Raw genomic sequence first — 23,462 nt, 5'->3', positions numbered from 1 at the left:
AAAATAATACCTCTTAATCTTTAAAGATGTAAACCAAATAAATGTTAAAGGTTGGTCCGGGGTTCCTTTAATTGGGTTCTGACGGCATGGTGATGGGGTTTGCAGTTTTCTTGATCCGCCTATACTATAAAAAAATATTAAAGATATATGTTATAGGTGGTGAGATGGAACGTTGGTTAATGCTTGCGAATGGCGCACTGATTTCTTCAGCAATGGGGTTGGTTATGACCGTTCTTCTGGCGTATCCGTACGCCGAAGCGATAGCCATGCCCTGGCAGATCCTCGCGCACATCGGCACCCTCTTGTTCGCGGTGGGGATTAAGGTCGCGTACGTTGCCAGGCTGGTGTTCCTGAGTCGTCTTGGAAGACCCGTCCACTGAATCCCGGTAAACTACATCCAGAATAAATATCTGTGAGGCACCGTTGATGGGCGTGCAATCAGGAAGAACCGGTTTTCAGTTTCTTGCGTATATATCTTTGGCGCTGGGAGCAGCCGGCGTGGTTCTGCCTGTGTTACCAACCACGCCGTTTGTTCTGCTGGCAGCATTTTTTGCTAGCAAGGGGTCTCCGGCTTTTGCCCGTTGGCTGGATCAGCACCCGCGTTATGGACCGCTGATCGCGGACTGGCGCAGCAACAGAGTGGTGCCAGCCAGGGCCAAGTGGCTTGCCTGCGTGATGATGACCCTGAGTTGGGTAACGCTATGGGCCCTGGGGGTATCGCCGCTGGTGTTGGTGGTTTCTGGCATTGCAATGACTTGCTCGGCCAGTTACCTGCTGACGCGGCCATCGATCTGAATTGAAACACTGGAGTATCGAATGCACATCACCCGTTACACTGACTACTCACTGCGCGTGCTGATTTATCTGGCGGTGCAGGGTGATCGCCTGGCGACCATTCAGGAAATTGCCGAGAGTTATGACATTTCCAGGAACCATCTGATGAAGGTGGTTCATCAGCTCAACAAGAAGGGCTATATCGAGACGATTCGTGGCAAGAAGGGAGGCATGCGTCTTCACATGCCAGCAAACGAAATCAGTATCGGGATTCTGGTGCGTGAGACCGAGCAGGATCTAAACATGGTGGAATGCTTTTCCTCGAAAAACGCCTGCCGGATAGCGCCGGTTTGCGGCCTGAAATCCATGTTCGGGGAGGCGTTGCAGGCGTTTCTCGGTGTTCTGGACAAGTACACCCTGGCCGACGTGATCCAGGATCAGCATCGGCCACAGTTGTTGCGGCTGCTTCAGGTCGCCTGACCCATCGTCAGGGCAGGCACTTTTGAGCGAACCCGGTCTGGCAGCGAGAAGGCGAAGATGCGTTTGAGCACCGTGCCATACTGCCGGGCGAAGCTGCCGGTGTTGTAGGGAATACCATGTTTCCGACACACCGCCTGCACCTGTTCCGATATTTCCGGATAACGATGGGCCGGGATATCGGGAAACACATGATGTTCGATCTGGTAACTCAGGTGGCCGCTTAACAGGTGTACCCACTTGCCCCCGGTGAAGTTTGACGAACCGGTCAATTGGCGCAGGTACCAGTGGCCCTTGCTTTCATTTTCACACTCCGCTTCCGTGAATGTCTCGGCGTCCTGGGTGAAATGGCCACAGAAGATGACGGTGGATGACCACAGGTTCCGTATCAGGTTTGCGCCGATGTTCCCGGCCAGCACGATTGGGGCGACCGGAAAGGTGATCAACGGGAAGAACAGGTAATCCTTGAACGCCTGCCGGCCACCCTTACGGAAGAAATCTTTCAGGAACGGAAGCTTCTCGTTCAGGGAAACTTCGCCACGACGAATCCTCTCGCTTTCCAGCTCGTGCAGGCCGACCCCCCACTGAAAGAACACACTCAGCAGTACGTAGTTAATGAACTGCAGGCTGTGCGGTGGCTTCCACTTATCGTCGTCACTCAGTCGCAGCAGTGCGTAGCCGTAATCCCGGTCCTTGCCAATGATATTGGTGTAGGTGTGGTGTTCATAGTTGTGGGTGCGGCGCCAGGACTCGCCGGTGCAGACCGTATCCCACTCGTAGGTCTGGGAGTGCAGGCTGGGATCGTTCATCCAGTCGTATTGTCCGTGCATTACGTTGTGGCCGATCTCCATGTTCTCGATGATCTTGGATACGCCGAGGGCGGCGGTCGCCGCGATAAAAACCGGGGGTACAAAACCGAACGGCATCATGGCGCGGCCGCCCACTTCCAGGGTGCGATGCAGCCTGATGATGCGGCGGATGTAGCGGGCGTCCCGCTCGCCGAGATCCGCGACAACCGCGTCCCGGATCGCATTCAGATCCTGTTCAAGTTCACTGAGCTGTTCGTCGGTCATCTTTTTCATGGTCTCACTCCCTGCGGCGCTTCAGCGCACCGCGGTTGCATTCGGTATTGGTTAAACGTCAATGGAAACCGGACCCTGGGGCACCGAGACACAAAGCTGGACGTTCTCCTCGCCGGGGCCGGATTTCTGGCCGGTCAGGCGGTTGATCACGGTGCCGCTGGTCTTTCTGCAACTGCACTGGTGGCAGATGCCCATCCGGCAGCCGTGGCGGGGTGTCAGACCGGCGGCTTCGGCGATTTCCAGCAGATTGGCGTCGCCCTCTGACCCCACCTCGATGTTGCTTTGGGCAAACTGGACCTGTCCGCCCAGGGCTTGATTCTCAAGGTTTGCCTGGGGCGCGGAAAAGAAGGTGCAGTGAATGTCGCGCTCCCGGACGCCGCGGCTCTGGAGTAGCTCTCCTGCCAGGTCCATCAGACCTTTCGGGCCGCACAGGAAAATCTGGCGGCCGTTGAGGCCCGGAACCTTAGCCAGATCCCCGTCCGACAGGTACCGGGGGGAAGCCTCGTCATGGGTGGGGATAATGCTCAGGCTCAGAGCGGGATAGCGGGCAGCCAGTGCCTCAAGCTTTTCTCCGGCAATAACGTCCTCAGACGTGCGTACGTAATAAAGCAGGCTGACCGGTGCCCGGTAGTCCTGCGCCGCCATGGTTTCAAGCTGGCTCAGGACGGGCGTAATGCCGCTGCCGCCGGCAATGAACAGAACCGGCCTGGCGGGGTCGGGCACAGTAAAGTCACCGAAGGCCTCACCGAGACCCAACACGGCGCCGACATCCAGGTGGTCGTGCAGCCAGTTGGTCACCAGTCCGCCGGGCAGGCGCTTGATAGTCAGGGAGATCAGCCGCTGGGTCTGCCAGAGGATCGGCGAGCTCGACAGGCTGAAGGTTCGGTTGCGACGGATGCCATCAATTTCGATACAGATGTTCACATGTTGCCCCGCCTCGAAACCCTGCCAGCGGCGCGCCGGTTTCAGGACAAAGGTTTTGGTGTCCGACGTTTCCTGAAGGATCTGTTCTACCCGTGCCGGTGTGTACTCCTGTATCCACATCGGGTTGACGCGTTCCAGCAGCGGATCAAAGAAGGCGGCCGGGTCTTCTCGATTAAACAGTTGCTTGCCGAGCCACTGGAGTGCCGTGCTCTGGTTGTCTCTCGCTAACATAGCGTTTCTCCATGGTGCAATCTGCACGCTTGTGTACAGCTGTTCACTAATGTGTACGACTGTACACAGAGAGGTCTGTTATCACAATGGGGGGTGTGGATCTGGCATAAAATGACAAGCATTTGGTACTTTAATTTTTTCGGATGTGTACACTTGTCATCGGAGTTCAACAGCAATCGGTATGAGCAGTCCATGGCGGAAAAACAACGCAGAAAGCCGGGTGAAACGCGCGAAAAACTCATGGGGGCGGCGCTGACCCTGGTCGGCAAGGGAAGGCACTTCGCCAGTCTGGGAATACGGGAGTTGACCCGGCAGGCGGGCGTGGTACCAACCTCCTTCTATCGCCACTTCCGGAACATGGATGATCTCGGGCTGCAGCTGGTGGATGAGCTGGGCCTGGTCTTGCGCCGCATGATGCGGGAAGCCAGGGGGCACGTTTTACAGGCGGATAAACTGATTGAGGAATCGGTGGACATCTTCATCAGCCATGCCCGGGCCAACCGCAGTTTCTTCCTGTTCATGGCGCAGGGGCTGGCGGGCGAGAGTCGGGCCATACAGGATGGCATTCGAAGCGAGATGCGATTCTTTGCCAGCGAACTGGCGAACGACCTTCGGCGGTTAAGGCTGGTTGACCACCTCAGCGACGGGGATCTGGACATGACCTGTGATCTGGTGGTCCGCAGCGTGGCGTTCAGCCTGACAGACCTGCTGGGGGTTGCCGAGGACGACGACTACCAGATCGACCAGATCCGGAAGCGGACAATCCGCTTCCTTCAACTGATCTTTGTGGGTGCCGCTCACTGGGAAAGCGGCAAGAGCTAACTCTTCTTGCGTGCAGTGCTCGCAGCCTTCTTCGGTTTGGGCGGAATCACCAGGGCTTCCAGTTCATCCAGCGCCTCTCCCGTGTAGACCGCCAGTTTCTGCATGCTGGGCAGAGTGTCCCGGCAACCGGTGTAACCGAAATTCAACGAACCGTCATAGCTCAGGCATGTGATGTTCAGAGCGCCGCCGTGGGCAATCAGCGACACCGGGTACATCGCCTCAAGCTTGGCGCCCTCGAGGTAGAGGGTGCGTTGCGGGCCTGGAACGTTGGAAATGGTGACGTTGAACACTGGGCGCATCCGGCCGCCGAGCCCGGACATTAGTTGCAGGATGTAGGGCGACATCAGCAGCATGGTGTATTGGGTCAGGGCGCTTTTCGGCAGCTTCTGCAGGTGCTCCTTGGCGCGCCGGGTGGAGGACTTGATTTCCTGCAGCCGGTTCAGCGGGTCCGGCTCATCGGTTGCCAGCGAGGCGATCATGAAACTGATTTGGGTGCCTGTGCCCTGATCGTCGGATGGACGAATATTGACCGGAATGCCGGCCGTCATCGCGGTGTCCGGCAGGTCGTCCTGCTCCAGCAGGAAACGACGCAGCGCGGTGCCACACAGGTACAACACAATATCGTTCAGGGACGCCCCGGTTTCCGTTGCCAGCTTCTTGATGCGATCCAGTTGGTAGTGCTGGGTCGCAAAACGACGCTGTCCGGTAACCCGGTGATTGATCTTGGAGACGGGGCCCATAAATGGCGCTGTTAATCCATCCTCCGGGTGTCGTACCGAGTGCAGCAGGCGGTTACCGGCCTGCCAGAGCCGCGGCGCCATATCGGCCTGCAACTTCAGTGCGTCCATCGCCTGGGACACCGCGGCGGGAATGCTTGCCTCGGAGTCGGTCTTGCTGCCGCGCCGACGTTCCGGTTTGACGGACCAGGGCGGTGGCATGTCGCGTTTGTCCGGATCGGTGGTCAGCACCCGCTGCATCAAACGAACCCCGCTGATGCCATCAATCATGGAGTGGTGCATCTTGGTGTAGAGGGCGAAGCGATTGTTCTCCAGCCCCTCGATGACGTGGCATTCCCAAAGCGGCCGGGCAAAATCCAGCGGATTGGAATGCAACCGGGAAACCAGGATGCCCAGCTCCCGTTCGCCGCCGGGGCGGGGCAGGGCTGAATGGCGTACGTGGTAATCCAGGTCTATGGTCTTGTCGACCTTCCAGGCCGGTGCCACCAGGCGTCCAAGGAATCCGGACCAGGCCAGTTTCAGGTTCCAGGGTGGTGCCACGTCGCCGGTTTCTTTCATCCGGGTGACGAGGTCGCGTAAAAAGGTGTCGGGAGCGCCATCGGGCAGCGAAAAAATCTGCAGGTTTCCGACGTGCATCGGGGTGTCTTCAGACTCAACGGCCAGCCAGGAGGCATCCAATGTTCCCAGGCGTTTCATTCCTTGTAGTACTCCACGGGTGTAAGGGATTTTTACTTGTTAGCTGCAAGTATACTGATAACCAGACTTGTTCACGATGTTACTTCCCGGAAAGTTCCGTCTTTTGCGACATTTAACGCCTTTGCCCGGAGGCCTCCCGTCAGACTTCCGTTGAGTGTTCACCCCGGCCGTTAATGGCTATGCTTTGATTTTAACCGGTATCTGTCGGCGGAGCCCTCGCGATGCAGTTTCTAAACGGAATAACGCTGTTGCTGGTGTACCAGTTGGTCGGCGAGGTCACCGTGCGCCTTGCCGGGGTACCCATACCCGGGCCGGTGCTGGGGATGGTGATGCTGTTCATTACCCTGTGGATTCGTGGCCAGGCGCCGGAATCCGTCGAGCAGGCATCGTCGGCTCTCCTTGCCCACCTGTCCCTGCTGTTTGTCCCGGCCGGTGTCGGCATGATGGCGCACTTTGACCGGATTGCGGATGAGTGGATTCCCATCACATTCGCCCTTCTGCTAAGCACGGTGATCACCATGGTGGTGACAGCTTTGGTCATGCAGTTGACCACTCGCTGGCTGGTGAAGCCCGTCGCCGCCACAGAGGAGCAGGGCCATGAATGAGCCGGGGTTGCGGGATATCTGGGTCTACCTTTCGACCTCTCCTTTGCTGGGGCTGACCATCACCCTGGTCGCTTATGGACTTGCGTATCGCTTTTACCTGCGTACCGATTCGAATCCCCTGGCGAATCCGGTCGTGACGTCCGTGGCCATGCTGATCGGGTTGCTCATGCTGACGGGAACGTCCTACAGCGATTATTTCGAGGGCGGGCAGTTCGTCCATTTCCTGCTGGGGCCGGCGACGGTAGCCCTGGCCGTTCCCCTGTACCAACAGTTTTCCCGGCTTCGACAGCTCTGGCTGCCGGTGACGATTTCGCTATTCTGTGGTGTTGTGATTGCCGCCGGTAGCTCCATCGGTCTGGCCCGACTTCTGGGCGGGTCTCCGGAGATTCAGATGTCCCTGGCACCGAAGTCTGCAACGGCGCCGGTGGCCATGGGCATTTCCGAGAAAATTGGCGGGCTTCCGTCTCTGACGGCGGTTCTGGTGGTCGCCACGGGCATTACTGGCGCGGTGTTGGGAACCAAACTGTTCGAGTGGATTCGGGTTCGGGATGACGCCGCCAAGGGCATTGCGATGGGCGTTGCGGCCCACGGTATCGGAACTGCCAGAGCGTTTCAGGTAAGCTCTCAGATGGGCGCGTTTTCCGGCCTGGCAATGGCGCTTTCGGCCTTCGCAACGGCCTTGCTGGTCCCCTGGTTGGTTGATCTGATTGAATATCTGCTACCGGTTTAATAAACAAATAACAAAAGAGGAAGTCCAGACAAATGCAAACCAAATTTCTGCTCGAAGAAAGCCAGATGCCGAAGTACTGGTACAACCTGCAGGCGGATCTGCCTGAGCCGTTGCCGGCGGTGTTGCACCCGGGCACCCAGCAACCGGTAGGGCCCTCGGATCTTGAGCCTCTGTTTCCGATGGCACTGATCGAACAGGAAGTGACCACTGAGCGGGAAATCGAGATTCCGGAGCCGGTACGTGACGTGTACAACCTCTGGCGGCCGGCGCCCCTGTACCGGGCTCACCGCCTTGAGAAGGCGCTCGGCACACCAGCAAAGATCTTCTACAAATACGAAGGCGTGAGTCCGGCGGGTAGCCACAAGCCCAACACCGCCATTCCCCAAGCGTTCTACAACCGGGAAGCGGGCATTCGCACCCTCACCACCGAAACCGGTGCCGGTCAGTGGGGTACATCGCTGTCCTTCGCCGGGTCCCTGTTTGATATCGACGTTACGGTGTTTCAGGTGCGGGTCTCTTACAACCAGAAACCTTATCGCCGGGCCGTCATGGAAACATACGGCGCCAAGTGTGTGGCCTCGCCCTCGGAACTGACCGAGTTTGGCCGCAAAGTGCTGGCAGAAAACCCGGACCACACCGGGAGTCTCGGCATTGCCATTTCCGAAGCGGTGGAACTGGCCGTGCAGGATCCGAACACCAAGTACGCCCTGGGCTCGGTTCTCAATCATGTGTTGCTCCATCAGAGCGTCATCGGCCTGGAAGCCATGCAGCAGATGGAAATGGCGGACTGCTGGCCGGACGTTATTGTCGGTTGTACCGGTGGGGGCTCCAATTTTGCCGGTATTGCCTTCCCGTTTATGGGCCACGCGCTGAGAGGCGGTGAGAAATCCCGCATCGTTGCTGTAGAACCCTCGGCATGTCCCACCCTGACACGCGGCAAATACGCCTACGACTATGGCGATACCGCCCATATGACGCCGCTCACCAAGATGCACACCCTGGGCTCCGGTTTCACACCGCCGGGCTTTCATGCTGGTGGTCTGCGGTACCATGGTATGGCACCGCTGGTATCCCACGCCAAGGAGCTGGGATTGTTTGATGCAGTGTCCTACACCCAGCGCGAATGCTTCGAGGCGGGCGTTCTGTTCGCCCGGAATGAAGGTATCGTACCTGCTCCGGAGGCCAATCATGCGGTCAAGGGCGCCATCGACGAAGCGCTGCGTTGCAAGCGGGAAGGCAAGGACGAGGTAATCCTCTTCAACCTCTGCGGCCATGGCCATTTCGATATGGCGGCCTATACCTCCTATTTTGCGGGTGAACTGAGCGACCACGAATACGACGACCAGGAGTTGGCAATGGCATTGTCCGGGCTGCCTTCGGTCAATGCCTGATCAGTCGTCCCGGCGACGCTGAAAAACCCTACCCCCGCCGCCGGAGTTCAGGTGCCGGATGGCGGTGGGTGTCCCTTCGGGATCCCGGCCCTTGGGGCCGGTTGGTTCCAGGTCAGTCCTCCTCGAGCTCCCTCGGAGGGCAGTGATATTCCTCGACCATGGTGCCTTCGTCGACGCTTTCCAGATGCACGTCAAAGCCCCACAAGCGGTGCACATGCCGCAGCACTTCCTCGGTCTCGTCGCCGAGGGGCACCCGGTCAACCGGGATATGGCGGAGGGTCAGTGACCGATCGCCCCGCACATTCACGTTCCACACCTGAATGTTGGGCTCCCGGTAACTGAGGTTGTACTGCCGCGCCAGCTTCTCGCGCAGGATCCGGTAACCGGGATCGTCGTGAATGGCGGTAACCCGGTAAACATCTTCCTGGTCGTCGTTCTGGATGGCGAACAGTTTCATATCGCGCATCACCTTGGGTGACAGGAACTGCTGGATAAAGCTCTCGTCCTTGAAGTTCTTCATGGCGAAATGAAGGGTTTCCAGCCAGTCAGTGCCGGCAATGTCCGGGAACCATTCGCGGTCTTCGTCGGTCGGGTTCTCGCATATCCGGCGCAGGTCCATGAAGATCGAAAAACCCAGAGTGTAGGGGTTCAGCCCCGAATACCACGGACTGTTGAACGGGGGCTGGTAAACCACGGCGGTGTGGCTCTGCAGGAACTCCAGCATGAAGCCGTCGTTGACCAGGCCCTTCTCATACATTTTGTGCGTCAGCGTGTAATGCCAGAAGGTGGCCCAGCCCTCGTTCATCACCTGAGTCTGCCGTTGGGGGTAGAAGTACTGGCCCAGCTTGCGCACGATACGGACAATTTCCCGCTGCCAGGTTTCCAGCAGGGGCGCATTCTTCTCGATGAAATAGAGAATGTTTTCCTGGGGCTCTTCCGGGAACCGTCGCTGGCGTTTGACCGGGTCTTCGTCATCGTCGAGTCGCGGAATGGTGCGCCAGAGGTCATTGATCCGGCGTTGCTGGTACTCCTCACGCTCCTGCTGCCGTCGTTGCTCCTCAACCGCCGAGATGGGGGCCGGGCGCTTGTAGCGATCTACCCCGTAATTCATCAGGGCATGGCAGGAGTCGAGAATCTGTTCCACGGCATCCACGCCATGACGTTCTTCGCATTCCGCCACGTAATGGCGGGCGAACACCAGGTAATCGATGATGGCGCTGGCGTCGGTCCAGGTGCGGAACAGGTAGTTGCCCTTGAAGAAGGAGTTGTGACCGTAGCAGGCGTGGGCAATGACCAGCGCCTGCATCGGCAGGGTGTTCTCCTCCATCAGGTAGGCGATGCAGGGGTTGGAGTTGATGACGATTTCGTACGCCAGCCCCATCTGGCCGCGCTGGTACCCTTTGGACGTGCTCAGGAACTGCTTCCCGAAGGACCAGTGGTGATAGCCCACGGGCATTCCGACCGAACTGTAGGCGTCCATCATCTGCTCGGCGCTGATGACTTCTATCTGGTTCGGATAGGTGTCCAGGCCGAACTCGGCGGCGCACTTGGCGATTTCATCATCGTATTTCCTGATCAGATCGAAGGTCCACTCCGAACTGGTCGAGATGGGCTGGCGGTCCCCAACGTGCCCGTTTTCCGGAACGTCGGGACGGTCCATCATATCGGTCATGCGGCTTTCCTCTCGAACAGCTGGCGGAATACCGGATAGATTTCACCCGGGTCGGCGATCTGTTGCATGGCAAAGCTCTGGGGGAAGCGCTCCATGATCTTTTCGTATTCGTACCAGAGCATCTGGTGATCCTGGGGTGTAATCTCGATATAGGCGTAGTACTGCACCAGGGGCAGGATGCTGTCGGCCAGAATCTTGCTGCAGACGGGCGAATCGTCGTTCCAGTTATCACCATCCGACGCCTGGGCGGCATAGATGTTCCATTCGGAGGGTGGGTACCGGGACTCGACAATCTTCTTCATCAGCTTCAACGCACTCGACACGATGGTGCCGCCGGTTTCCCGGGAGTAGAAGAACTCTTCTTCGTCGACTTCTTTGGCGCTGGTGTGATGACGGATGAACACCACGTCGATCTTCTTGTAGTTCTTCTTCAGGAACAGGTAGAGCAGGATGAAAAAGCGCTTTGCGATGTCCTTGTGCATCTGGGTCATGGACCCGGACACGTCCATCAGGCAAAACATGACGGCGCTGGTCGCCGGTTGCGGGTGCTTCCGGTGCTGGCGGTAACGCAGGTCAATCTCGTCGATGAACGGAATCCGCCGGACGTTCGCCTTCAGGCGGGCAATTTCTTCCTCCAGCACCTGAATCTGATCTTCATGGCTGAAGGCGGGATCCAGATCTTCCGGCGCCGATTTCAGGTCCGCGAGTTGTTCCTCCAGCTCCCTGATCTTCTTCTTGCGGGCTCCGCCGAGACCAAGCCGGCGCGCGTGGGCGCCCCGGAGTGACCGCACCACATCCAGCTTGGCGGGCACACCCTGAGTGGTGAAACCGGATCGGACGTATTTGAACGCGTCAGTATCCTTCAGCTTCTTGCGGGCGAGGTTGGGCAGTTCCAGATCGTCAAACAGGAAATCCAGGAATTCCTCCTGAGTGATCTGGAAAGCAAACTCGTCCATCCCCTCGCCATCGGGGCTGGCCTTGCCCTGTCCCTGGCCGCCGCCACCGCCCCCGGGCGGTTTCGGGATGGTGTCTCCCGCCACGAACTCCTGGTTGCCCGGATGCACCACCTCGCGGCGACCACCCTGGCCATGGTGGAAAATCGGTTCCTCGATGTCGCGGGTCGGGATGCTGACGTTTTCGCCCCGCTCGATGTCGGTAATCGAGCGCCGCTGCACCGCGTCCGCCACCGCTTTCTTGATGTGGTGGCGATAGCGGCGCAGGAACCGTTCCCGGTTCACCGCGCTCTTGTTTTTCCCGTTCAGTCGCCGGTCGACTACGTGGGTCATACCCATAACGTTACTCCAGTTCAGCGCTCGGTCGCTGACTTAGTGAGACTTACGAACCCTCAGGTACCATTCTGCGAGCAGACGCACCTGTTTCTCCGTGTAGCCTCGATCGACCATGCGCTCGACGAACTGCTTGTGCTTCTTCTGATCTTCCTGGCTGGCTTTCGGGTTGAAGGAAATAACCGGCAGCAGATCTTCGGTGTTCGAGAACATCTTCTTCTCGATCACGCTGCGCAGTTTCTCGTAACTGAGCCAGGACGGATTGCGCCCCTGATTGTTGGCCCGGGCGCGGAGCACGAAGTTGACCACCTCGTTCCGGAAGTCTTTCGGGTTGCTGATGCCGGCCGGCTTCTCGATCTTCTCCAGCTCGTCGTTGATGGAGGAGCGGTCGAGAATTTCGCCGGTTTCCGGATCCCGGTACTCCTGGTCCTGGATCCAGAAGTCGGCGTACGTGACGTAGCGGTCGAACAGGTTCTGACCGTATTCGCTGTAGCTTTCCAGGTAGGCGGTCTGGATTTCCTTGCCGATGAACTGCACATAGTGCGGTGCCAGGAACTCCTTGATGAAGCGCAGGTAGCGCTCCTGAACCTCGGCCGGGTACTGCTCCTGCTCGATCTGCTTTTCAATCACATACAGCAGGTGCACCGGGTTGGCCGCCACTTCCGCGGTGTCGAAGTTGAACACCTTGGAGAGGATCTTGAACGCGAAGCGGGTGGACAGCCCGTCCATGCCCTCGTTCACGCCGGCTGCATCCCGGTACTCCTGGATCGACTTGGCCTTGGGGTCGGTGTCCTTGATGTTCTGGCCGTCGTAAACCCGCATTTTCGAGAAGATACTGGAATTCTCCGGTTCCTTGATGCGCGACAGCACCGAGAACTGCGCGAGCATATCCAGGGTATCGGGGGCACAGGGCGCACCGGCCAGGGAGCTGTTTTTCAGCAGCTTCTTGTAGATCTCGATTTCTTCGGTCACCCGCACACAATAGGGCACCTTCACGATGTATACCCGGTCCAGGAAGGCCTCGTTGTGTTTGTTGTTGCGGAAGGTCTGCCACTCCGATTCGTTGGAGTGGGCGAGAATCACACCGTCGAAGGGCACTGAGCCCATGCCTTCGGTGGTGTTGTAGTTGCCTTCCTGGGTTGCTGTCAGCAGCGGGTGCAGCACTTTGATCGGGGCTTTGAACATCTCCACGAATTCCAGCAGCCCCTGATTGGCTTTGCACAGGCCGCCGCTGAAGCTGTAGGCATCGGGATCATCCTGGGAGAAATCTTCCAGCATCCGGATGTTGACCTTGCCCACCAGGGCCGAGATGTCCTGGTTGTTGTCATCGCCCGGCTCGGTCTTGGAAACGCCAATCTGGTCGAGTACCGACGGGTATTTCTTCACGACACGGAACTGGCCGATGTCGCCTCCATACTCGTGCAGGCGCTTGACCGCCCAGGGTGACATGATGTTTTTCAGGTACCGGGCCGGGATGCCGTATTCCTCTTCCAGAATCTGGGCGTCTTCGGCGGGGTCAAAGAGCCCCAGCGGGGACTCGTTAACGGGCGACCCTTTGATGGCATAGAACGGCACTTTCTGCATCAGGGATTTGAGCTTTTCGGCCAGGGACGATTTACCGCCGCCCACCGGGCCAAGCAGATACAGAATCTGTTTCTTTTCTTCCAGTCCCTGGGCAGCGTGGCGGAAGAACGACACAATGTTCTCCACGGCATCTTCCATGCCGTAGAACTCGGAGAATTCCGGATAGCGCTTGATAACCTTGTTGGAAAAGATGCGTGACAGGCGGGAGTCACGAGAGGTATCGATGAGTTCTGGTTCGCCGATGGCAATTAACATTCTCTCAGCGGCCGTGGCGTAGGCCGTTGGGTCCTTTTTGCAGATCTCCAGGTATTCCTCCAGGCTGAATTCTTCCTCCTGGGTACTCTCATACCTATCTTTAAAGTGCTGCATGATGGTCATAGATAGCCCCTCGCTTGCTCTCTTATAGTCAGCTCTCAGTTCACGCAATGTCCCCGTTGCATCGGTTCCGCCAGTCTGGGCGGTCTGTTTAGTTATGGGTGGAAGGAATGGATACTTTCAAGCCGCCCGACAATCTCGCTGCCGCGGCGGCCTGCATACTCTGAGCTTAGTTCACGGTCGAAAAATTGGACAGTGGGGAAGTGGTTAAGGTTCATTAAATTGTGTTACGGGGTGGCGGGTGCTTGGAGGCTGGAGCGCGTGCGGGGTGATTTTGCATCCTCTTGTTGAAACTCGCTTTGCTCAGACAAACAAGAGGTTGCAAAATCACCCTGCACACAATCCGATCGCGCTACATGCGGTAACGCGCTTTGAAGGTTAACGCTTGGTGAGACGAAATACGCTTTCGGTGGCGCCGGCCAGGCCTTTGCGTTTGGTGAACGGGTGGTCCTTGGCCAGGGTGTTGGTGAGGACGTGTTCGATCTCGTAGTCCTCGCCGTAGAGTTCCCGGACTTCGTCGTCGCTGACGTTGAACGGGGGGCCTTTGATCTCGGTGTCGTAGTCGAGCGTGATCAGCAGGATCTTGGTGCCGTCCGGGATGATTGCCGTCAGGTGTTCCACGTAGCCCTTGCGCATGTGTGGTGGTAGGGCGATCAATGCGGCCCGGTCGTAGACCAGGCGGATGTGTTTCAGGTCGTCCGGAACCAGTTGGAAGAAGTCGCCGCACCAGAGTTCAAGATCGTCGTGCTTGAACGTGGTGAAGGGCTCGCCCGGGTGCACCTTGGCTTTTTCGCCGCCTTCCTCGAAGAAATCCTTACAGGCCACGTCGCTGAGTTCAACGCCAATGACAGGATGACCGCGGTCATGGAGCCACCACATATCATGGGCCTTGCCGCAAAGAGGAACGAAAACGGCACTGGTGGCCTTGCCGGCCAGTTCCGGCCAGTGATCGTAGAGGTACTGGTTGACGGTGCCCTCGTGAAAGCCGATTTCCTTTTTGGCCCAGCGTTCGTGCCAGAACTGATGTTCCATGGTTTTGCACTCCCTGATTTGGACGTTTGGTTCAGTCTACCCTAATCTTTGCCTGTCTTGATTCAGGAGAAAAGTATGAAAGCCGTGTTCCTTGATGCCAACACATTGGGTAACGATGTGGACCTTACCCCGATTGAACGTATCACCGGTGGTCTGGTGAAGCATGGAAAAACCGCGCCGGCCGAGGTGCTCGAGCGCATCCGTGGCTTTGATACGGTCATCGTCAACAAGGTGGTCCTGACGCGGGAGCATTTCGAGGCCTGTCCGGAACTCGACACCATTGCTGTGGTGGCCACCGGGCTGAACAACATTGATCAGGCAGCGGCAAAAGAGCACGGTGTCCGCGTGCTTAATGTCACCAACTACGGCCGCGCAACGGTCGCCCAGCACACCATGGCGCTGATTCTGGCGCTGGCGACCCGGCTCCTGGATTATGACCGGGACGTGCGGGCTGGCCGCTGGGGTCAGAGTGACATGTTCTGTCTGATGGACCACCCCATTATGGAACTGGAAGGTCGGACTCTGGGCGTGGTTGGCTATGGCGATCTGGGGCAGGGTGTGATTGAGCGCGCCGAGGCCTTCGGCATGAAGGTTATTCTGGGCGCCCGGCCCGGACAGCCGGCCGGTGAGGTGGAGGGCTACCCGAGGTTGCCTTTCGACGAGTTCCTCCAGAAGGCGGATGTCATATCTCTGCACTGCCTGCTCACCGACGAAACCCGGAACCTGATTGGGGCCCGGGAATTGAAGATGATGAAAAACGACGCCCTGCTGATCAACACCAGCCGTGGCGGGCTGGTGAATGAACAGGCGCTGGCAGATGCGCTGCGGGCGGGCGAGATAGGCGGTGCCGGATTCGATGTGCTGACGGAGGAGCCCCCGCGCAATGGCAACCCGTTGCTGTCGGGCGACATTCCAAACCTGATCGTCACGCCGCACTCGGCCTGGGCAAGTCAGGAGGCCCGGCAGCGTATTGTCGACATTACCGCCCGGAACCTTGGCTCGGTCGCCTGACCCGGGAGTAAACAAAAAGCCCCGGCGTTGGCCAGGGCTTCTGGATGAGCTTTGACCTGATCAGAACGACCAGCCGACACTTGCGGAGGCGCCAAGCTGGTACATTTCCAGGGTGACAGTCTGGTTAGTGGCCAGCGGATTCGGGCCGGATACTTCTTTTTTGGGTGAGAAAAAGGCCATGCCGGACAGCGCCAGCTGATTGCTGATATTGTGGGTAAACCCACCGGTGAAATGCCACTCCTGGATTCCCGGCGCCAGTATGTTGAGAAGTACGTCCTCGCTGGAGACCGGGTTTTCCCCGTAACTTACGCCGGCCCGCCAGGCATGGTTCCGTGTCTGCTGCCATTGCCAACCAAGCTTGAATATGGTCATGTCATCCCACCCGAAACCGGCGCCCTGATCCGAGCCCAAGGGCGCTGTCATCAGGTTGGGAAGCAGCGGGTTGCCCACACTGTCGATCTCGCTGTAGCGGATGTGCTGTATATCCAGCAGGAACCAGTGATCCTCGATACCCGACCAGGCAACCCCGGCATTGAACATCTGGGGAATGTCGAAATCGCCCTGTTCGGCGAACAGGCCCCGGTATTTGTCGAACTCATCCATTTTCAGGATATTGCGCCAGCTCACGCCGCCACGGAGCGAGTCGGTAATCTCACCTTGCCAGCCGATCTGGTAGCCGTAGCCCCAGGCATCGTCAGTCCCCCTGTTCGACACGGCACTGCCGTCAGACGAGAAGGCTGCGAAACCTTGCAGGCCCTCTGCCTCGAACCGCTGATAGGCGATAACCGGTGAGATACCGATGGCCTGGTTGTCGGAAAACTCCCAGGACCAGGTTGGTGCAATGAACAGTTGCTCGAGGTTTACACTGGTACGGCCGCCATAAAACGGGCCACCGTTACCGCCCGGGTAGTCGGTATTCATGCCACCGTTGGCGAACACGGATACGCCGAACGCAGTATTCTCGGACAGCGACCGGTTGAAGCCGAAATGGGGAATGGCAAACGCATCGCGGCTGCTTTCATAGGTGCCGGGTGTAAGGGGAAACATGTCGTTCTGGGTCGGGTTGCCGTCCACCGAGTACTGGCGTTTCGGTGAGAACACCTCAATGCCACCGTCCATCCGATCGCCAATGAATGCCATGCCGGCCGGATTGGTAGCGGCAGCGATGCTGTCCTGGGACAGGGAGCTTCCGGCGCCGGCCATGCCTTTGTTAACGGTACCGTATCCATGGCTGAAATAACCGTTGGTTGCCAGCGCGGATGCCGGGATGAGAGCCAGAACTGCGGCCATTGTCAGTCTTGAGCGCATAGGTGAACACCTGTTCGTATAATACCGTCACATTTACGACACACTTTCTACAGAAAATCTTTTATAATTTGAAGTGATTAAAAATGATATGTTTATAGTTTTTGGGTTTGGGCTCGCAAAAGAGACGTAATTGGCCATACTCTGTTGTGTCAGGTATCTACCTGATAACTTGTATAAAACTTTATAGAGCAGGGTGTTGAGTGGCTTCCTTCCAATTTAAAGAGCGGCTCCAGTCCGCCGAAGACTGGATCCTGGCAAACCCCAATCCGCCACAAAGCTGGCCCTGGACCTGGCTCTATAAAGTCGGTCGCTCGGCGTATGCGCTGGCCCGGGACGTGCTTAGCGGTCAGTTGACGCTGCACGCGATGAGTCTGGTCTACACCACGCTGCTCAGCATCGTGCCCCTCCTGGCCCTCAGTTTCTCGGTGCTCAAGGCCCTGGGCGTGCATCAGCGCATGGAGCCGTTTCTGTTCCAGTTCTTTGAGCCGATGGGCCCTCAGGGTATCGAGCTGGCGGAGAAAATACTGGGCTTCGTGGACAACATGAAAGTCGGCGTGCTTGGCTCGGTCGGCCTCGCCCTGCTGGTGTACACGGTGGTCTCGCTGCTCCAGAAGATCGAGCGTTCCTTCAACATGATCTGGCGGGTGCCGGACATGCGGTCCATGGCCCAGCGCTTCAGTAACTACCTCAGCGTGATTATGGTGGGTCCCTTGCTGATGGTCTCGGCCATAGGCATCAGTGCCACCATCTTCTCCTCGACCTATGTCCAGGCGTTGATGAAGATCGAGCCGTTAGGTTCACTGATCCTCGTGGCCAGCCGATTCACGCCTTTTTTCCTGGTGGTCGGCGCTTTCACCTTCGTCTACATCTTCATGCCGAACACCCGGGTGAAACTTCGCTACGCCTTTATCGGCGGATTGGTCGCGGGCGTTTCCTGGCAGGCTGGCGGTATGCTGTTTGCGTCTTTCGTGGCCGGCTCAGCCAAGTACGCGGCCATCTACTCGAGCTTTGCGATCGGGATCATTCTGCTGATCTGGACCTACCTGAACTGGATGATTCTCCTTCTCGGCGCCAGTCTGGCGTTCTATCTCCAGAATCCCGGTTCGGTGGCCAAGCGTCGGCAGGTCCAACTGGCGCCCGAGCTTCAGGAAAAAGTAGCCCTGGCGCTGATGTGGATGGTGGCCAAGCCCTTCAATGACGGGGAGGCAGCGCCGCAGCAGGAAGTGCTCGAACATCGGCTGCGGGTGCCGGGTGAGGTTACCCGTGGGGTGAGCGACAAGCTCATCCGTGCCGGGCTCCTGTCGTTGGCCGGGCGTCAGGGAGATCAACTGGTGCCGGGCCGAAGCCTTGATGGCATCTCCATTGCTGATGTGCTGAAGGTAGTGCGCCGTGATGAGGACCGCGTGGCGGATCGCCTGCCGGTCTACCTGCCGTTCGATCTCCTGCACGGAACAGAGGAACGGCTATCAACGTCGTTTTCGGAACTCCTGAAATCCGGCAAGACGGTCGAGGAAACCATCGAAGCGGAGGAGCAGGAGGCGGTCTCACACCCGGGTGGTTGAACGTCCACCTTCCTGAAGCATTGCCGTCAACGAATGCTGCAACTGATTAATCTGCTCCGGTGCCAGCTGGAGGACCTTCGGAAGGTCCTCTTCGGCAAGGTTGCGCTGGTTCGCGTGCCGAAGCACCTCCCGGGTGCCGATGATCATGCCGTCGTTCAGCGGTGTCTGTGTCTGCCGCGGTGCCGGACGCTCCGCGCCGAGTAGCAGTGCATTGAACTGGGGCGGAAGATTCCACTCATTGGCCAGCAATTGGCTGGTGGCCCATTGATGCCGTACCAGTGAATGCCGGATCAGAGCCGGGGTCGGATCGCTTTTCAGGCGCGCCCGGCAGATCCGGTGCAACTCCCGACGAATGGTGATGTAGGCCAGTGCCGGCAGCAGTCCCGCCATGAAATGGGCGCTGGAATCGGCTTTCTGCGCCCGTGCGCTGAGTTCGGAAGCCCGGGCGCAGGTCAGCCCCCAACGCCAGACCCGTTGGGCGAATAGGGCCTCCTGGCTGTTGCGGGCGGCCATCATGGGGCGCATTACGGCGGCGGAGACCACGTTGCGAATACCGTCCAGCCCGAGCAGAAACACCGCCTGGTCAACCGAATCGATGGTTTGGTCCCCGTGGCGGAAATAGGGGCTGTTGGCCATTTGCAGCAGTTGGTCGGTCAGGGCGGGGTCGCCCAGAATGATGTCCGTCAGGCTTTGGCGGTCGGTGGTGTCGTCCGACAGCGCCCGCATCAGCGTCGGAAGGCTCAGGGGCTGGCGCGGCAGTTCTTCCAACCGGCCTGCACTCAGGCGCTGCTGCAGTTCATCAATGACTTCGGTGACGGACGATAAGTCCCCCTCCAGCTCAGACGGCGCAACATCAAGCAACCAGCAGAACAGGTGTTCTTCCAGTTGACGGGCGAGCAGGGCACCGGTTTCAGTGTCTTCGTCGGTGAATTGGTCCTGGGCCGGGTTGAAAAGTCGCGGCTCTGGTGCCGGCGAGACCGGTTGAGGTTTCGAAAAAAAGCCTGAAATCCAGGAAAGAAAACCTGGCATCCGTTGCCTCCGGGTCAATCAGTAGCAAAAAAATACGTATCCCTGACCGCGGAGTATAGTCGGCGGCCAAATGGTTGCACAGAAAAGGGCTGATTGATTAAGGCTATTGTCTAGAGCACGGATTGGCCGAAAACAAACACCAACTGGCAGATGCCCGCGGCCATCCCGAGGAAAGCCCCGACCAGAATCAGTTTGATTTCGTCTTCCTGGAAGCACGGCCGGAGCAGATCCTGAAACTCTTCGGAGGAGAGGGCGATCATTCGTTCCACCATGATGGATTCGACCGCCCGGGCGCGATCCTTTTCGAAGACCGGGTTGTTGAACGACGTCTGTGAGATTTCGATCGCTTTTTCGCCTACCTGTTGCTTCAGGGTGGCAAACCCGGTGGGGCCGAAGGCCATCTGAGTGAGCGCTTTGCCCATGCCGGCGGTTTCGTCCACCAGGGGTTTGATGTGCTTTTTCACCATGTTGCGGGCCCGTTCCCCTTTCGGGCCTTCGAGAATCGCGTTGATGATGTTGCCCACCGTGAGGATTTCATGGGTAACGATGTGGCAAAAGGATTCGGCAACTGCTGGCTGGCGTTTCAGGAACAGGCCCTGGATACGGAAAGGCCCGACTTTCTTGGCGTGCAATGGTCGGAAAATCACGTTCAGGGCAATCCAGTTGGTGGCCCACCCCACCAGGAGCCCGAAGAAGGGCAGCACCCACCAGCTTTGGTAGAAATACCAGACAGCCATCTGGATCAGGCCGAACAGGAACCCGAAATACAGCCCGGAGTTGACGATAAACCGGAACTCAACCTGGCCACATTCGAGGAAGATCCGGTTGAGCAGCTGTTTGTCGCTGGCCAGCCGTTCGATCACCATGCCCTTGATGTCGAGCAGGTCCTCAATGTTCGTGGAGACGTCCTCTACCAGGTTATCCACCAGTTGCGGCGTGGATTTGCGGACCCGGTCATACACCATGTTACGAGCGGAGGACGGCAGGTTTTCCCAGAATGTCGGGTATTCCCGCAGCATCATTTCATCAACGTATTCCTCAATGCGCGGATCGACAGAATGAACAATGTGGGTAGCGAGAATCTTGGGATCGATCTGCTGGAAGATTTCCCGCACGGTGCCGATCTTGGAAATGGTGGCATCGACGCTGATGGCAGCCATTTTCCGGGCTTTGGACGGAATGATGCCTTGCCAGCCCAGCAATGGGGGTTTTCCCACGAATTCCAGCGGGTAAAAAGTCATCTTGATGGCGAGCCAGTTGGTCGTCCAGCCAATCAGGGCAGCAATGACGGGAATGCTGAGGTACTGCCAGAATTCAGGGGTGATGAAAACGTTTGTCATCCGCTACTCGCCAGTATCCGTTGTTGTTGCTGTGGGGCATGCAACCCTATGGGAAAGCCTCTCCAAAACCCGCTCAAGCACGTCCATGTGGCGCTTGAGCTACGCCATCCATGGCTCCGCACAGTTTTGGAGAGGCTTTCCCACAGCGTTGCCCAGGCTCAGGCAGCCACTCTCATTAGTCATGCAGTCAGGGATAATGTTGGTAGAGGTGTGTACTGTCAATGACTTGGGTGCCAGTCTGAGGCGGCGTTACGGCCGCTAGGCCGATTCGCCCAGATCTCCCCACAGCCACTGGCACAGGGCCATGGCCGCTACCGGAGCGGTTTCGGTCCTGAGCACGCGAGGTCCCAAAGCCACTGGCAGGAATCCGTTTTGCTCGGCGAGGGCAATTTCGTCTGCGGTAAGCCCGCCCTCCGGACCAATCATCAGGGCGATGCGGCCGGGCTTTGCCATGGCGGTGAGGGACTGTTCCGTGCGGTGATGGAGTACCAGCCGGATGTCGCAGTCACGGCTGTGCTCCAGCCATTGTGCCACGGTCATTACGGGCAGGATTTCAGGAACCCTGGCCCGACCGCACTGTTCGGCGGCACTTACGGCCACCGACTGCCAGTGTCGCAGGCGTTTGTCTTCCCGGTCCCCTTTGAGCTTCACATCGCACCGCTCGGTGGTGAGAGGCACAATGCGGGTGACGCCCATCTCCACCGCTTTCTGAACGGCATAATCCATGCGGTCGCCTTTGGACAGCGTCTGGCCAAGGACAATCTCCAGGGACGATTCGGTCGGATTGGTCTCAGGCTCGCCCACCAACACCTCCACCTGTTTCTTGCCGGCGGCGGTGATGGTGGCCGGATAGTCCTGACCGTCGCCGTTGAAAAGGCGCAGCGCCTGTCCCGGCTGCATACGCAGCACCCGCCCGACGTGCTGGGCGGCGTTGTCGTCCAGCTCGGCAGTAGCGCCGCTGTGCAGCGGCGAGTCAGTATAAATTCTGGGGATGCGCATGCCTTCGTACCCTGGTCAGTCCCGGACGGCGATTTCGATGCCTTCGGTCGCGACCTGTGCCAGGTGACGGATCTGGTCTTCGGTGATGACGTAAGGCGGCATGAAGTAAACCACATTACCCAGGGGGCGAAGCAAGGCCTGACGGGTCAGCGAGTGCTGGTAGACCCGAATGCCCCGGCGTTCCTGCCAGGGGAAGGGCGTTTTGGAGGCCTTGTCCTTGACCATCTCCACGGCCAGGGTCATGCCATGCTGGCGAATATCGCCAACGTTGGGATGGTCGGCCAGGTGGGCCACGGAATCCGCCATGCACGCGGAAAGCTGGCGATTGCTTTCTATCACATTGTCGTCCCGGAAGATGTCCAGGGTGGCCAATGCCACGGCGCAGCCGATCGGGTTGCCCGTGTAGCTGTGTGAATGCAGGAAGGCTTTCAGGGTTTCGTAGTCGTCGTAGAAAGCGTTGTAGACGCTGTCAGTGGTCAGTACCACCGACAATGGCAGATAGCCTGCGGTCAGCCCCTTGGACAGGCACATGAAGTCCGGGGTGATGCCGGACTGTTCGCAGGCAAACAGAGTGCCGGTGCGGCCAAAACCGACGGCAATCTCGTCTGCAATCAGGTGCACACCATAGCGGTCACAGGCTTCGCGCAGTTTGGTGTGGTAGATCGGGTGGTGCATGCGCATGCCGCCGGCGCACTGGATCAGCGGTTCAACCACCACGGCGCAGATTTCGTCGTGCTTCTCGGCGAGCAGCTTTTCCATGGCTTCGAACTGACGCAGTGCGTAGGCTTCGTCGGTCTCGCCCGCCTCTTTGTTGAACGCGTCAGGGGAGGGCGCGGTCAGGACTTCCATCAGCAGGGGCTGGTAGGTGTCCTTGTACAGCGCCACGTCGCCCAGGGCCAGCGCCCCGAGGGTTTCCCCGTGATAACTGTTGCTGAGGTTCACGAAGTTCTTTTTGCCGGGCCGCCCGTGGTTCTTCCAGTAGTGGAAGCTCATTTTGAGAGCGGCTTCAATCGCCGAGGAGCCGTTGTCGGCGTAGAAGCACTTGTTCAGGCCTTCCGGGGTGACTTCAATCAGGCGCTCGGACAGATTAACCACCGGCTCATGGGTGAATCCCGCGAGGATGACGTGTTCCAGTTGGCTGATCTGTTCCTGAATGGCCGCGTTGATTCGCGGATTGGCATGGCCGAACAGGTTGACCCACCAGGAACTGACGGCATCGATGTACCGATTGTTCTCGAAATCTTCCAGCCAGACCCCTTCACCCCGTTTGATGGGGACCAGGGGCAGCGTTTCGTGGTCTTTCATCTGGGTGCAGGGGTGCCACACGGACTTGAGGCCGCGGGCCACTAGGTCGGCATTGCGCATGGTGAATCTCCGGTCTGGCTGTCAGTTTCAAATGTTGGCTGTTAACCTGAGCGGATATTACAGTTAACGGCGCGAGCTGACCACCTTGCCAACGGCCTCTGACCTGCCGGCCAATGCTGTGGATTTCCCGGCATTCTGGCCAGTTTCCACAAGGAGTGGAACGAAGTCCGACAGGAAGAACACTGGTTTCTTAAGAGCGAAGGTGAGTGGCACTGTGAATTCCGGGTTCGCATTGAGGGCGTGCCCGCGAAAATCCAGGGCATGATGAGGCTTCAGGGAGACAGCCTGTCCTGCACGAATCAGGTCAACCTGATAGTCCGGTGCGATGTGCCGTTGCTGGGAAAGAAGATTGCCAGGTTCCTGGCGGATGATTCCCACGCCAAGATTGAGCGTGAGTATCAAACCACCCGCCAGTTACTCTGAGGCAGTG

At 58.3% G+C, this 23,462-nt stretch carries 22 protein-coding genes; 10 read left to right on the top strand and 12 right to left on the bottom strand.

Features of this window, described 5'->3' with window-relative positions; all coding sequences use genetic code 11:
• Nucleotides 1-164: 164 nt before the first annotated feature.
• From K0B93_RS08205 to K0B93_RS08195, 3 genes are read left to right on the top strand one after another with little or no spacing between them, the layout of a single operon-like run.
• Nucleotides 165-380 carry a hypothetical protein gene (locus K0B93_RS08205; RefSeq protein WP_219866741.1) on the top strand — a complete coding sequence of 72 codons (216 nt, stop codon included), beginning with the start codon at nucleotides 165-167 and terminating at the stop codon, nucleotides 378-380.
• 46 nt (nucleotides 381-426) lie between these two features.
• Entirely contained in the window at nucleotides 427-795 is a 369-nt protein-coding gene (locus tag K0B93_RS08200; protein ID WP_219866740.1) for a YbaN family protein, read from the top strand.
• A gap of 21 nt (nucleotides 796-816) precedes the next feature.
• The gene (locus tag K0B93_RS08195) at nucleotides 817-1,254 is read left to right on the top strand and encodes an Rrf2 family transcriptional regulator (protein WP_219866739.1); all 438 of its coding nucleotides are present in this window, start codon (nucleotides 817-819) and stop codon (nucleotides 1,252-1,254) included.
• Here the strand turns inward: K0B93_RS08195 and K0B93_RS08190 are convergent.
• Both K0B93_RS08190 and K0B93_RS08185 read right to left on the bottom strand, forming a co-directional pair.
• Nucleotides 1,242-2,333 carry a fatty acid desaturase family protein gene (locus K0B93_RS08190; protein WP_219866738.1) on the bottom strand — a complete coding sequence of 364 codons (1,092 nt, stop codon included), beginning with the start codon at nucleotides 2,331-2,333 and terminating at the stop codon, nucleotides 1,242-1,244. The two genes, K0B93_RS08195 and K0B93_RS08190, sit on opposite strands and share 13 nt — an antisense overlap.
• Before the next feature lie 51 nt (nucleotides 2,334-2,384).
• Complete coding sequence (locus K0B93_RS08185; RefSeq protein ID WP_219866737.1) at nucleotides 2,385-3,488, bottom strand: ferredoxin reductase; 1,104 nt, start codon at nucleotides 3,486-3,488, stop codon at nucleotides 2,385-2,387.
• Nucleotides 3,489-3,680: 192 nt separating this feature from the next.
• Between K0B93_RS08185 and K0B93_RS08180 the strand changes: the two genes are divergently transcribed.
• Complete coding sequence (locus K0B93_RS08180) at nucleotides 3,681-4,310, top strand: TetR family transcriptional regulator (protein WP_219868069.1); 630 nt, start codon at nucleotides 3,681-3,683, stop codon at nucleotides 4,308-4,310.
• Here the strand turns inward: K0B93_RS08180 and K0B93_RS08175 are convergent.
• A complete protein-coding gene (locus K0B93_RS08175; protein ID WP_219866736.1) occupies nucleotides 4,307-5,743 on the bottom strand; it encodes a WS/DGAT/MGAT family O-acyltransferase in 1,437 nt (478 codons plus the stop codon). The genes K0B93_RS08180 and K0B93_RS08175 overlap by 4 nt on opposite strands.
• Nucleotides 5,744-5,964: 221 nt before the next feature.
• Between K0B93_RS08175 and K0B93_RS08170 the strand changes: the two genes are divergently transcribed.
• The 3 genes from K0B93_RS08170 to K0B93_RS08160 are packed head-to-tail and all read left to right on the top strand — an operon-like array spanning nucleotide 5,965 to nucleotide 8,469.
• Nucleotides 5,965-6,348: a CidA/LrgA family protein gene (locus tag K0B93_RS08170; protein WP_219866735.1), complete on the top strand. Its 384-nt coding sequence runs from the start codon at nucleotides 5,965-5,967 to the stop codon at nucleotides 6,346-6,348.
• Nucleotides 6,341-7,078, top strand: coding sequence for an LrgB family protein (locus tag K0B93_RS08165; RefSeq protein WP_219866734.1), 738 nt, complete (start codon nucleotides 6,341-6,343; stop codon nucleotides 7,076-7,078). The genes K0B93_RS08170 and K0B93_RS08165 overlap by 8 nt, the downstream gene beginning before the upstream one ends.
• A 32-nt stretch (nucleotides 7,079-7,110) precedes the next feature.
• Nucleotides 7,111-8,469 carry a TrpB-like pyridoxal phosphate-dependent enzyme gene (locus K0B93_RS08160; protein ID WP_219866733.1) on the top strand — a complete coding sequence of 453 codons (1,359 nt, stop codon included), beginning with the start codon at nucleotides 7,111-7,113 and terminating at the stop codon, nucleotides 8,467-8,469.
• Between the two features lie 112 nt (nucleotides 8,470-8,581).
• Here K0B93_RS08160 and K0B93_RS08155 read toward each other — a convergent pair whose 3' ends face one another.
• The 4 genes from K0B93_RS08155 to tmpT all read right to left on the bottom strand — a co-directional run bounded on the left by K0B93_RS08155 (nucleotide 8,582) and on the right by tmpT (nucleotide 14,418).
• Nucleotides 8,582-10,141, bottom strand: coding sequence for a SpoVR family protein (locus tag K0B93_RS08155; protein ID WP_219866732.1), 1,560 nt, complete (start codon nucleotides 10,139-10,141; stop codon nucleotides 8,582-8,584).
• Nucleotides 10,138-11,433 carry a YeaH/YhbH family protein gene (locus K0B93_RS08150; RefSeq protein ID WP_219866731.1) on the bottom strand — a complete coding sequence of 432 codons (1,296 nt, stop codon included), beginning with the start codon at nucleotides 11,431-11,433 and terminating at the stop codon, nucleotides 10,138-10,140. Before K0B93_RS08150 ends, K0B93_RS08155 begins: the two co-directional genes overlap by 4 nt.
• A 33-nt stretch (nucleotides 11,434-11,466) precedes the next feature.
• Nucleotides 11,467-13,389, bottom strand: coding sequence for a PrkA family serine protein kinase (locus K0B93_RS08145; protein ID WP_219866730.1), 1,923 nt, complete (start codon nucleotides 13,387-13,389; stop codon nucleotides 11,467-11,469).
• A 375-nt stretch (nucleotides 13,390-13,764) separates the two neighbouring features.
• Nucleotides 13,765-14,418, bottom strand: coding sequence for a thiopurine S-methyltransferase (gene tmpT / locus K0B93_RS08140; RefSeq protein WP_219866729.1), 654 nt, complete (start codon nucleotides 14,416-14,418; stop codon nucleotides 13,765-13,767).
• Between the two features lie 75 nt (nucleotides 14,419-14,493).
• On the opposite strand from tmpT, the gene K0B93_RS08135 reads away from it, so the two are divergent.
• On the top strand, nucleotides 14,494-15,429 hold the full coding sequence (locus K0B93_RS08135; protein ID WP_219866728.1) for a D-2-hydroxyacid dehydrogenase: 936 nt from the start codon (nucleotides 14,494-14,496) through the stop codon (nucleotides 15,427-15,429).
• A 60-nt stretch (nucleotides 15,430-15,489) separates the two neighbouring features.
• Here the strand turns inward: K0B93_RS08135 and K0B93_RS08130 are convergent, their stop codons facing one another.
• Complete coding sequence (locus K0B93_RS08130) at nucleotides 15,490-16,737, bottom strand: OmpP1/FadL family transporter (protein WP_219866727.1); 1,248 nt, start codon at nucleotides 16,735-16,737, stop codon at nucleotides 15,490-15,492.
• Nucleotides 16,738-16,937: 200 nt separating this feature from the next.
• On the opposite strand from K0B93_RS08130, the gene K0B93_RS08125 reads away from it, so the two are divergent.
• Nucleotides 16,938-18,299: a YihY/virulence factor BrkB family protein gene (locus tag K0B93_RS08125; RefSeq protein ID WP_219866726.1), complete on the top strand. Its 1,362-nt coding sequence runs from the start codon at nucleotides 16,938-16,940 to the stop codon at nucleotides 18,297-18,299.
• Here the strand turns inward: K0B93_RS08125 and K0B93_RS08120 are convergent.
• The 4 genes from K0B93_RS08120 to K0B93_RS08105 form a co-directional block, all read right to left on the bottom strand.
• Nucleotides 18,282-19,328, bottom strand: a complete 1,047-nt coding sequence (locus tag K0B93_RS08120) for an HDOD domain-containing protein (RefSeq protein WP_219866725.1) — start codon at nucleotides 19,326-19,328, stop codon at nucleotides 18,282-18,284. The two genes, K0B93_RS08125 and K0B93_RS08120, sit on opposite strands and share 18 nt — an antisense overlap.
• Before the next feature lie 110 nt (nucleotides 19,329-19,438).
• Complete coding sequence (locus K0B93_RS08115; RefSeq protein ID WP_219866724.1) at nucleotides 19,439-20,668, bottom strand: DUF445 domain-containing protein; 1,230 nt, start codon at nucleotides 20,666-20,668, stop codon at nucleotides 19,439-19,441.
• Nucleotides 20,669-20,926: 258 nt separating this feature from the next.
• Nucleotides 20,927-21,667, bottom strand: a complete 741-nt coding sequence (locus K0B93_RS08110; RefSeq protein ID WP_219866723.1) for a 16S rRNA (uracil(1498)-N(3))-methyltransferase — start codon at nucleotides 21,665-21,667, stop codon at nucleotides 20,927-20,929.
• A gap of 15 nt (nucleotides 21,668-21,682) precedes the next feature.
• Complete coding sequence (locus K0B93_RS08105; RefSeq protein ID WP_219866722.1) at nucleotides 21,683-23,032, bottom strand: adenosylmethionine--8-amino-7-oxononanoate transaminase; 1,350 nt, start codon at nucleotides 23,030-23,032, stop codon at nucleotides 21,683-21,685.
• Nucleotides 23,033-23,164: 132 nt separating this feature from the next.
• On the opposite strand from K0B93_RS08105, the gene K0B93_RS08100 reads away from it, so the two are divergent.
• Nucleotides 23,165-23,455 carry a DUF2505 domain-containing protein gene (locus tag K0B93_RS08100; protein ID WP_219868068.1) on the top strand — a complete coding sequence of 97 codons (291 nt, stop codon included), beginning with the start codon at nucleotides 23,165-23,167 and terminating at the stop codon, nucleotides 23,453-23,455.
• Nucleotides 23,456-23,462: the final 7 nt, after the last annotated feature.

The sequence above is a fragment of the Marinobacter sp. F4218 genome (genome assembly GCF_019443085.1).
Taxonomy (GTDB): Bacteria; Pseudomonadota; Gammaproteobacteria; order Pseudomonadales; family Oleiphilaceae; genus Marinobacter; species Marinobacter albus.
The sequence above is the reverse complement of the archived record's forward strand: the minus strand, read 5'-3'. Positions and strand labels throughout refer to the sequence as shown.